Here is a 9,313-nt window from a genome sequence, read left to right on the forward strand (position 1 = left end):
CTTATGTGGAATTTAGAGCCCGGGGGTCATAAGCTGCAGGGCCGCTGAAACAGCCTCCGGGCGGCTTCTTTTCCCGTCGGGGTCTGAGCAAGCCCTCCTTCAGCGGTTTCTTTCAGGCTGCCGGGCATGTCGCGGCCGATGGCGTGCATCGTCTGAATCACTTCATCGCAGGGGATGCGGCTGGTAATGCCCGCTAAAGCCATATCGGCCGCTGAAAAAGCGATGGACGTGCCTATGACGTTTCTTTTCACGCATGGCACTTCGACGAGCCCGGCGACCGGATCACATACAAGGCCAAGGAGTGACTTCATCGCCATTGCAGTGGCGTGGGCTGCCTGCTCCGGGGAGCCATGCTGCAGCTCTGTGATTGTGCCGGCAGCCATGGCCGTAGCTGACCCGATTTCCGCCTGGCATCCACCGGCCGCGCCGGAAATAAAGGCGTGATTCGCAAACACGTATCCGATGGCGCTTGCTGTGAACAGTCCTAACGTGAGAGTGTCGTCACTAATGCCACGGTTATTCTGAAGAGAGACCAGAACACCCGGCAGAATACCTGCGGACCCTGCCGTCGGCGTTGCTACAATAAGCCCCATTTTAGCGTTGCTCTCGGAGGTCGCCATCGCGGCCTCCATCGCTGTGCTGATGACCGGTCCGGATAACGGGGCGGTGTTTTGATTATACTGATGCATCCGGTAAGCATCACCGCCCGAGAGCCTGCTTTCTGTTTCCATAATGTCACTCAATCCGTCCCGGACGGCCTGCTTCATCACGTGCAGCCGCTCCTGCATGCGTCCGAAAATCTGCTCCCGGGAAGAACCGGATCGCTCCACTTCGCGTCGCAGCATCCACTCGCCAATGGAAATGTCCTGAGCCGTGCATTCCTGCACAATGCTTTCCATAGTATCGTTCATATAAATGACGCCTCCTTTTTCGTGCGGGCTGCAATCGATGCAATATCCGGGCCCGTTCCCAAATTAATGCTGGTGTCATGACTGTTAATTTCATAAATGCAGGCTACTCCGCCGCCGATGGAGGCGCCGGATACGCGGACGGTTTCTGTGCCGGACGATGCCTGCAGAGCGACAGTGTTCGGGTGGCATCCGCCCGGAGTGCCCGGGCAGAACCGGAAGTCGTAGCGAAGCCTCTTGTCCTTTGCCAGTGCATAAGCACTCCGGACGTTGGTGTCGTGGGCGGATAATCCAAGCAGGCCGCTGAGTATGGCTTTATCCGATCCGTGCCCCTGATAGGTGGAGGCGAGAGAGCCGTAGAACGTGATTGTCACATCGGTGACATCTCCCAGCCAGTCGTGCACAAATTTCCCGATCGATACGACCCCGGCTGTATGAGAGCTCGAGGGGCCGACCATGATCGGGCCGATAATATCAAAACAGCTGTCAAAATCCATAACGATTCCTCCATATCTTAATTGAAAGCGATTACATTAATATAAAAAAAGACAGAGAAGCGGCCTGCATCGCCGTTTCTCTGTCTGGGTGCCTGAAAGATTTCATTCTTTAGCAGGAATTTTCTTCTTCGGCAGGTACGCATACCTTCTCCAGAGGTGCATCCTGTACTGGTCCTGGTACCTGAGAGTTTTTTCTCCCCGGCTGGTGGGAAGAATTGCTCCTTCGGTGCTGTAATATATTCTACAGGCTCTCCCAATACGTTCATCTGCAAAACCAATATTTTATTACTTTTAGTTTAAACATCCGGTATGGAAAAGTAAACCTATTTTTTGACAGCTGGCATGAGAACGATATACTGGATGCAGCCTATTAGTTAAGAACAATAAACCAATTTACCGAAGAAACGAGGAAGGCGACTATGAGCGAACAAATCATTCTGCGCCCCGTTGCCGCGGAAGATGAAAAAGACATTAATATTCTCCGGCGCCAGCCCTCTGTTATGCATTATACGCTCGGGCTTCCTTCAGAGCGAAGAGCCTCCAGCCAGTCGTTTATCGAAGGGCTGAAGGAAAACGACCACGTGATTGTCACCGAGTACGGCGGACGTGTCGTCGGTATCGGCTCCCTGGAGGTCCTGAGCGGTAAGCTTCATTACTACGGACTGACTGCCATGGCGGTGCACGATGAGTTTCAGCATCGGGGGATCGGCAGCCGTCTGCTTGATCATCTGCTGGACATTGCCGACAATTATTTAGGCTTATTGCGACTGGAGCTTGACGTGGTGGAAGGGAACGCGCGCGCAGTACAGCTGTATAAAAGCCGCGGGTTTGAACCAGAAGGTACGCTCCGTAAAGCCCATTTTGCCGGGGGCGCGTTTTACAATGTGCTGGTGATGGGCCGGCTGAACACTGAGTTGTTTCCCGGCGATTGAGAATTTCGCTGAAAAAACCAGCAATGATTGGAATTATAACTTCCAAAAATTAGCTTATTATGAAAAAATAGAAAATGAGCAGTTAAAGCTATATTGAATAAAGGAGTGTATGTATGCAACAGGAACCTGCCGGGTTTGGCAGCAGGCTGCTCGCTGTTATTATTGACGGCCTTCTGCTAGCTCTCCCCATCCTTCTCATTAGTATGCTGGCCATGTATGGATCGACCCCGATGAAGTGAATGTGAATGTGACTGTCGATATATTTTCCGGAGTCGGATCGCTTTTATATTCCATGATTCTGCCGATAGTATGGCAGGGCCAGACGGTCGGAAAGTATGTCATGGGCATTCAGATTGTGAAAACGGACGGAAGGAAGCTTGGCATCGGGGCAATGCTGATGCGTGTGCTCGTAGCTAATATTTTGTACGGAATTACTCTATACATACTGATGATCACGAGTATAATTATGGTGCTTGTCCGGAAGGACAAACGGGCGGTGCACGATTTTCTTGCGGGCACCCGGGTGGTGAAAAAAAGCTGGTAGCTTTACTGCTGGGACGGTAACGTCAATCATGCGAGCGGAGGAAATAGATGATGAAAAAGATCTTTTCTGCCGGAGCAGCCGGCATATTCATCCTTTTAAGCGCCTGTTCCGTCCCTTCTTACTATACGGAGGAAGAGGAGGAGGTCCCTGAAAATATAGAAATGGAATGGGGAGAAGAAGTTCCGCTTCCGTCTTTGAACGATGCGCCGGTTTCGAGGGCGCAGATTAACGAGGATGAAGAGGGGGAGCCCGAGGAAGTGGAGATTTGGTACAGCGAGGAAGAAGAGGACGAGCTTCTTCCTTATTTTCAGGATGCGGGTAACAGGCACCGGTATGAAGAGGACTACAGTACACGCCTTGTGTACGGCGTCAACAGCAACGACATTCACATTACTTTAAATTACGAAGCGGGCGACCAGATGGTCTTCGGCGCTCACGATGACGTGCTCAGTATTGGGGGACGTCCGGTGGGCCGGGACATTCAAAGCGGTCCTATTACCTATACATTTCACGCAAACGGGGGCACCTATTCCATTTCATACTCGGAAGAGGCAAGGGCGGACACTGACGTCCACCGCGAACAGATTAAAGCCTTTTTACAGAACAGCGGGTAGAAAGAAGTCACGTTGATCCGGGAGGGAAAACCAATGGCCATTTTTATAGATCTGTTGATCTTCGGCGCTCTCCTGATGATTGCCTTTAACATAAAAGTACTTGGCGAACGAATGAGCCGCGTAAACAGGGAGCAGATGGATGAACATGTGTACGAGCGGCTGAAGGCCGAAATTAGAGAAGAGCTGAAAAGTGAACGGAAGTATTAATAAGGGCAGGGACCTCCGGGTGTCTGCCTTTATGCTGCTGCCGGCGTTAGTCTGTTTTTACAAAAAGGTGCGGTGCGGGCTTTTCTTTTAAGCAGTTATGGTCCATGATTTATAAGAGAGAGATTGAACACTTTGTAAGTTCACGGAGAAAGAAGGAAGGATTTATGCGCCGGAGGATAAAAAACATATTAAGCATGCCGCAGGAGTACAATAATCAGTCACTGAAAAAGGATATGGCTGCGGGCTTTACGATTTTTATTATGATTGTGCCGCAGGGAATGGCCTACGCCGTTCTCGCCGGTCTGCCACCGGTGATGGGGCTGTACGCTTCGCTGCTTCCGCTTTTAATCTACGCCCTGTTCGGGGGATCGAAGCATCTGGCTATCGGGCCGGTGGCGATGGCGTCCATTCTTGTTTTTTCCGGCGTATCGCTGTATGCAGAGCCGGCGTCGCCAGATTACGTGGCGCTCGTGCTGCTGCTCACAGTCATGGTAGGGGTCATGCAGGTGGCACTCGGTCTGTTGAATGCCGCCGCATTTGTAAAATTTATTTCGCCGAATGTAATCAGCGGCTTTACGTCGGCAGTGGCAATTGCGATCGGCATGAGCCAGCTCGGGCAGTTTATGGGCATCAGCGTCGGGAGTCAGACGCAGATTATCCCGCTTTTACGGGATGTGATCGTCCATCTGCCGCAGGTACATATCCCGACCCTGCTCGTAGGAACCTTGAGCCTGCTGGTGCTGGTCGGGGGCCGGAAAGTAAAACGAAATCTTCCGGTTTCTCTCATTGTCGTCGTACTGAGCATTGCGGCAGTCGGGCTTTTCCGCCTCGACAACGAGGGAGTGAGCGTCGTCGGGGAAGTGCCACAGGGGCTTCCGGATTTCACCGTGCCGGGCTTTAACCTTGGGGACGTGCAGGTGTTGATTCCGACAGCGCTGACGATTGCGTTAATTGCGATGATGGAGACGCTTGCGATCACTAAAACACTGAGCGATAAAAACGATTTTGGAGTCAACCTGAACAAAGAGATCCGGGCGATCGGGTATGCAAATATTGCCGGCCCGTTTTTTTCCTCCTACGCGGTGACCGGAAGCTTTTCAAGAAGCGCCATCAGCTACCGTACAGGAGCAGCTTCGCAGGCAGCCATGATTATTACCGCTGCCGGCGTGCTGGTCACGCTTCTTTTTTTCACGTCTTTATTTTACTTTCTGCCGTACGCGGTGCTTGCAGCCATTATTCTCGTTTCGGTCACCGGGCTGATCAATATCCGGTCACTAAAGGACGCCTTCCGGGTGAAGCCGGAGGACGGATGGATATGGATCGTGACGTTTGCGGCGACGCTTCTTGTCGGCATTCAGTGGGGACTGTTAATCGGTATTGGCTTTTCCATCCTGCTGCTGCTGCGCCACATTTCCCGGCCGAATATTGTGGAGATCGGCTATGAGGAGGATACCCACAGCTATTTAGACTTGCAGCGGTTTCCAAATGCAAAGCGGGTGCCGGGCACGGTGCTCGTCCGGGCGGACACGCGCATTCATTTTTCAAACGTCGGCTATTTTGTGAAAATGGTGGAAAAAACGATTCAGGACCGCCGAAAAACAGAAACCGGCGGGCTGAAGGCCGCGATTGACATGTCCGGGGTGAACGACATTGACACAACCGGCATCGGTGCACTTGAGCAGATCATTGAAATGTTCCGCCGGGAGCCGGACGTGCAGATATGGTTTGTCGAGCTGAAGGGGCCTGTCCGGGATCTGCTGCTTCGGGCCGGATGGGATGAAAAATACGCCGAAGCGATTAAATACCAGACCCTCGAAGGCTTTCTGGAACACGAGGGCAACGTTCCGTTTAAAACTCCCGCAGAGCCGAAGCAGGACTCCTGGGACTACATGATTTAGCATGCGTAATGTTACAAAGCAGGCCGGAAGGGAGGCACCCGCCGGCCTGCTTTTGATTCGGGGCCTGTCAAATCCCCTTTGGAAGACCACTGTGTCGGGGTATATAGTTATATACCTTGAATTTAAAAAATTCGGAATAATCGTTTGAACCATAATGAACGCGGGTAATAATGAGTAGATTTCCTAAAGGAGGTATATACATTGAGTAAAGATCGCAATAATAATCATGAACACGACGAAGAAAAAAACGACGATAAGCAAAATACAAATGAAGACGGCACCCTGACGACGAGACAGGGGCATCCTGTCCGGGACAACCAAAATTCGAAAACCGTCGGCAATCGCGGGCCGACAACGCTTGAAAACTATGAATTTCTAGAAAAAATCAGCCATTTTGACCGCGAACGTGTACCGGAGCGGGTAGTGCACGCCCGGGGCGCAGGCGCACACGGCTATTTTGAAGCGTACGGTTCCTTTGGCGATGAGCCGATTTCCAAATATACACGCGCAAAAATCTTCCAGGAGGAAGGCAAACGGACACCTGCGTTTGTACGCTTTTCCACCGTTATCCACGGCGGGACTTCCCCGGAAACACTCCGCGATCCGCGCGGATTTGCCGTGAAATTTTATACCGAGGACGGCAACTGGGACCTCGTCGGCAATAACCTTAAGGTCTTTTTCATCCGGGACGCCATCAAATTTCCGGACGTCATTCACGCATTGAAGCCGGATCCGGTAACGAACGTGCAGGACAGCGAGCGGATCTTTGACTTTATGTCGCAGACACCTGAATCGATGCACATGCTGACGTTTTTATTCTCCCCGTGGGGCATTCCGGCCAACTACCGGCAGATGCAGGGCTCCGGAGTGAACACGTACAAATGGGTGAACGAAGACGGTGAAGCGGTGCTCGTGAAATATCACTTTGAACCAGTTCAGGGCATCCGCAACCTGACCCAGGAAGAAGCGGACAGCATCCAGAGCAAAAACTTCAACCATGCCACCCAGGATCTGTATGAAGCGATCGAGGAAGGCAATTATCCGGAATGGGAGCTTCGCGTGCAGGTAATGAGCGACGACGATCATCCGGAGCTCGACTTTGACCCGCTCGATGATACGAAGCTGTGGCCGAAGGAGCAGTTCCCGTGGATCCCGGTCGGCAAGCTCGTGCTTGACCGCAATCCGGAGGACTATTTCAACGAAGTGGAACAGGTCGCATTTGGTACAGGTGTCCTTGTCGACGGCATGGATTTCTCCGATGACAAAATGCTGCAGGGCCGTACGTTCTCGTACTCTGATACGCAGCGGTACCGCGTCGGCGCGAACTATCTGCAGCTGCCGATCAACCAGGCGAAGAAAAAAGTGGCGACCAACCAGCGCGGCGGACAGATGTCGTACAAAGTCGATAACGACGAAGGACAGAATCCGCACGTGAACTATGAGCCTTCCACGCTGAATAACCTGAAGGAAGCGGAGATGAGCGGGAAGCCGCACACTCCTTATACTGAAGGGGAAGTGAAAAAAGAAGCCATCGACCGCCAGAACCCTTACCGGCAGGCGGGAGAAACGTTCCGCAAGTTTAAGGAATGGGAAAAGGATGAATTAATCAAAAACCTCGTGGACAACCTGATTCCATGTAACAAGGAAATCCAGGAGGAAATGATTGCCCACTTTAAGAAATGTGATGAAGAATACGGCCGCCGGGTCGAAGAAGGGCTGAAAAACAGCAGCTCCGAAGATGGAGCAGACCAGGATGCTACGCACGGTGGTCCTGCAGGCGCCACCAAGACAGAAGAAGGCGTCAAGCAGGCGGAAGAGCACGGCATTCCGTCCGACCCTTATTAAGAGGGAAGATTGAAAACAATAAAAGAGCTGAAGCCGGAGATCATTCTCCGGCTTCAGCTCTTTATTAATTTCCCGTGGTTTATTCGAAAAGCGGCTGGCCGCTATCGCCGTCAAACGTATCGAAAGCAGGACGTATATGATGGAAGCATTGCGGCGTCTTCGTATTGTGGCTTAAATCATACGAGGCCCACGGGGCTTTCAACACACGGGCATCAGACAGAAAACATACAGGAGTCCCATTCACCGCAAACGGATGAAGCGCCTGAAATAATTTATCGATGCTTTCAAACATGTGTACCTCCTGGCCGTTCAGGTAAGGATCCAGGCTCACCGCTGTACCGACGAGCAGCTCCTGTTCATAAAACGTATAACCGAATACGATGGAAGACATAGTATAAATAACTCCTTTAATGCAGTGAAAAGTTTGTTCTAATCCATAGATGAAAACCTTCAAAAAGCATTTTTTCTTTTACCTGAATCATATGCAGAGAAAAACAAAAAGAATGAAGAGCATTCAGACAGCTGTAATCAATAAGTACTTTTATACAGGGGTTAATCCCCATAACTGAAGAAATACCCCTTTTTTATAATAATTACTCATGCCAAAAGTGCTAATTTAAAAATAAAGCAGACTGTAAACTTTTACTAAGTAGTTTAAAAAGTATTCGTTTACAAATGTTTGCAGAAAAAACATTCAAGGTATAAGAACAAAGTAACTGAAAGAACAGAAGGTGGCCGGACAGTCAGAGGAATTATTTAACACACAGGAGGCTTTAACTATGGAATATATTTATCTTGGAAACTCCGGCCTGCGCGTGCCGAAGTATATACTCGGAACTATTCCCTTCAGCGGCACGAATGGCTTTGAAGCGACCGGAAACATTGATGAAAAGGACGCCCGCCGCATCGTGGATATATCGCTCGAGGCAGGCATGAACATGTTTGATACCGCGAATCTGTATTCAAAGGGCGATGCCGAACGCGTTTTGGGATCTGCCATTAAAGACCGGCGTAACGAAGTGCTTCTGACGTCCAAAACCGGCTTCCATTTTGACAATGACCCCAACGCTTTCGGGGCATCCCGAAGCAACATTGAAGCGTCCATAGACCGGACGCTGGAACGGCTCGGCACCGATTATCTGGACGTGTATTTTGTCCACCTCTGGGACGGCCGCACGCCGGTGGAGGAAACCGTAGAAACAATGACCAATCTTGTGAAGTCCGGAAAAATCCGGTACTGGGGCGTCTCCAACTACAGCGGATGGGCGCTTGCAAGAATATTCTCCGTCGCAGAGCGTCCCGGCTACATTCCGCCGGTCACCCAGCAGATCTACTACACGCCGGAGGCGCGTGAAGCAGAATATGAGCTGCTGCCGGCAGGCCGGGAGCTTGGCGTGAGTTCGATGATCTGGAGTCCTCTTGGAGAAGGACTGCTGACGGGAAAAATCGGGCGGAACAAAAAAGCACCGGCGAATACCCGCCAGGGCGGCGGCTGGCCGGAGCCGTGGATTCAGGATGAAGAGCGCCTGTATCAGGTAATCGACGCGCTTGAAGAAGTGGCCGAAGGCCGGAACGCAACTGTTCCGCAAATTGCCTATGCATGGGTGAAGGACCGCCCGAACGTCGGTCCAATTGTCATTGCAGCCCGCAATGAAGAGCAGCTGCGCGAAAATCTGGCGTCGGCAGATATGTATTTAACGCAGGACGAGCATGACCGGATCGAATCTGTCGCGCGTCCGGCACCGATTTATCCGTTGTGGCACCGGACGATGGCCGGGTTTGAAATGGGGAGCCCGTCCGAAATGCCGTATTTGGAAGGATACAAAAAGTCGATGGGGATGGATGAATAAATTTCAAAAAGAAGCTTA

11 protein-coding genes and 2 riboswitches are annotated in these 9,313 nt (G+C 51.4%); of the genes, 8 read left to right on the plus strand and 3 right to left on the minus strand.

All coding sequences use genetic code 11. The features are described from left to right. Positions 1 to 26: 26 nt before the first annotated feature. Both sdaAA and Q9M42_RS02045 read right to left on the minus strand, forming a co-directional pair. On the minus strand, positions 27 to 911 hold the full coding sequence (sdaAA, locus tag Q9M42_RS02040) for an L-serine ammonia-lyase, iron-sulfur-dependent, subunit alpha (RefSeq protein WP_322524865.1): 885 nt from the start codon (positions 909 to 911) through the stop codon (positions 27 to 29). Next, complete coding sequence (locus Q9M42_RS02045; RefSeq protein WP_322524866.1) at positions 908 to 1,405, minus strand: serine dehydratase beta chain; 498 nt, start codon at positions 1,403 to 1,405, stop codon at positions 908 to 910. The genes sdaAA and Q9M42_RS02045 overlap by 4 nt, the downstream gene beginning before the upstream one ends. Before the next feature lie 78 nt (positions 1,406 to 1,483). Further along, a riboswitch (glycine riboswitch) is annotated at positions 1,484 to 1,561 on the minus strand. Positions 1,562 to 1,564: 3 nt separating this feature from the next. Beyond that, a riboswitch (glycine riboswitch) is annotated at positions 1,565 to 1,671 on the minus strand. A 153-nt stretch (positions 1,672 to 1,824) separates the two neighbouring features. Between Q9M42_RS02045 and Q9M42_RS02050 the strand changes: the two genes are divergently transcribed. The 7 genes from Q9M42_RS02050 to Q9M42_RS02080 all read left to right on the plus strand — a co-directional run bounded on the left by Q9M42_RS02050 (position 1,825) and on the right by Q9M42_RS02080 (position 7,445). Further along, the gene (locus Q9M42_RS02050; RefSeq protein WP_322524867.1) at positions 1,825 to 2,337 is read left to right on the plus strand and encodes a GNAT family N-acetyltransferase; all 513 of its coding nucleotides are present in this window, start codon (positions 1,825 to 1,827) and stop codon (positions 2,335 to 2,337) included. A 113-nt stretch (positions 2,338 to 2,450) separates the two neighbouring features. Continuing rightward, positions 2,451 to 2,576, plus strand: a complete 126-nt coding sequence (locus Q9M42_RS02055; RefSeq protein ID WP_322524868.1) for a hypothetical protein — start codon at positions 2,451 to 2,453, stop codon at positions 2,574 to 2,576. Positions 2,577 to 2,584: 8 nt separating this feature from the next. Continuing rightward, positions 2,585 to 2,881, plus strand: coding sequence for an RDD family protein (locus Q9M42_RS02060; RefSeq protein ID WP_322524869.1), 297 nt, complete (start codon positions 2,585 to 2,587; stop codon positions 2,879 to 2,881). A 47-nt stretch (positions 2,882 to 2,928) separates the two neighbouring features. Further along, the gene (locus tag Q9M42_RS02065) at positions 2,929 to 3,495 is read left to right on the plus strand and encodes a hypothetical protein (protein ID WP_322524870.1); all 567 of its coding nucleotides are present in this window, start codon (positions 2,929 to 2,931) and stop codon (positions 3,493 to 3,495) included. Between the two features lie 33 nt (positions 3,496 to 3,528). Beyond that, entirely contained in the window at positions 3,529 to 3,702 is a 174-nt protein-coding gene (locus Q9M42_RS02070; protein ID WP_322524871.1) for a hypothetical protein, read from the plus strand. A gap of 164 nt (positions 3,703 to 3,866) precedes the next feature. Next, entirely contained in the window at positions 3,867 to 5,600 is a 1,734-nt protein-coding gene (locus Q9M42_RS02075) for a SulP family inorganic anion transporter (protein WP_322524872.1), read from the plus strand. Positions 5,601 to 5,801: 201 nt separating this feature from the next. Beyond that, a complete protein-coding gene (locus tag Q9M42_RS02080) occupies positions 5,802 to 7,445 on the plus strand; it encodes a catalase (protein WP_322524873.1) in 1,644 nt (547 codons plus the stop codon). A 79-nt stretch (positions 7,446 to 7,524) separates the two neighbouring features. Here the strand turns inward: Q9M42_RS02080 and Q9M42_RS02085 are convergent, their stop codons facing one another. Continuing rightward, positions 7,525 to 7,836: a hypothetical protein gene (locus tag Q9M42_RS02085; RefSeq protein ID WP_322524874.1), complete on the minus strand. Its 312-nt coding sequence runs from the start codon at positions 7,834 to 7,836 to the stop codon at positions 7,525 to 7,527. Between the two features lie 388 nt (positions 7,837 to 8,224). On the opposite strand from Q9M42_RS02085, the gene Q9M42_RS02090 reads away from it, so the two are divergent. Beyond that, positions 8,225 to 9,295 carry an aldo/keto reductase gene (locus Q9M42_RS02090; protein WP_322524875.1) on the plus strand — a complete coding sequence of 357 codons (1,071 nt, stop codon included), beginning with the start codon at positions 8,225 to 8,227 and terminating at the stop codon, positions 9,293 to 9,295. Positions 9,296 to 9,313: the final 18 nt, after the last annotated feature.

The organism is Marinococcus luteus, assembly GCF_034497705.1.
In the GTDB taxonomy this organism is placed as follows: Bacteria; Bacillota; Bacilli; order Bacillales; family Marinococcaceae; genus Marinococcus; species Marinococcus luteus_A.

Coding starts and splice junctions, on each gene's coding strand:
- sdaAA (WP_322524865.1), bottom strand. CDS start 911: ATGAACGATACTATGGAAAGCATTGTGCAGGAATGCACGGCTCAGGAC.
- Q9M42_RS02045 (WP_322524866.1), bottom strand. CDS start 1,405: ATGGATTTTGACAGCTGTTTTGATATTATCGGCCCGATCATGGTCGGC.
- Q9M42_RS02050 (WP_322524867.1), top strand. CDS start 1,825: ATGAGCGAACAAATCATTCTGCGCCCCGTTGCCGCGGAAGATGAAAAA.
- Q9M42_RS02055 (WP_322524868.1), top strand. CDS start 2,451: ATGCAACAGGAACCTGCCGGGTTTGGCAGCAGGCTGCTCGCTGTTATT.
- Q9M42_RS02065 (WP_322524870.1), top strand. CDS start 2,929: ATGATGAAAAAGATCTTTTCTGCCGGAGCAGCCGGCATATTCATCCTT.
- Q9M42_RS02070 (WP_322524871.1), top strand. CDS start 3,529: ATGGCCATTTTTATAGATCTGTTGATCTTCGGCGCTCTCCTGATGATT.
- Q9M42_RS02075 (WP_322524872.1), top strand. CDS start 3,867: ATGCGCCGGAGGATAAAAAACATATTAAGCATGCCGCAGGAGTACAAT.
- Q9M42_RS02085 (WP_322524874.1), bottom strand. CDS start 7,836: ATGTCTTCCATCGTATTCGGTTATACGTTTTATGAACAGGAGCTGCTC.
- Q9M42_RS02090 (WP_322524875.1), top strand. CDS start 8,225: ATGGAATATATTTATCTTGGAAACTCCGGCCTGCGCGTGCCGAAGTAT.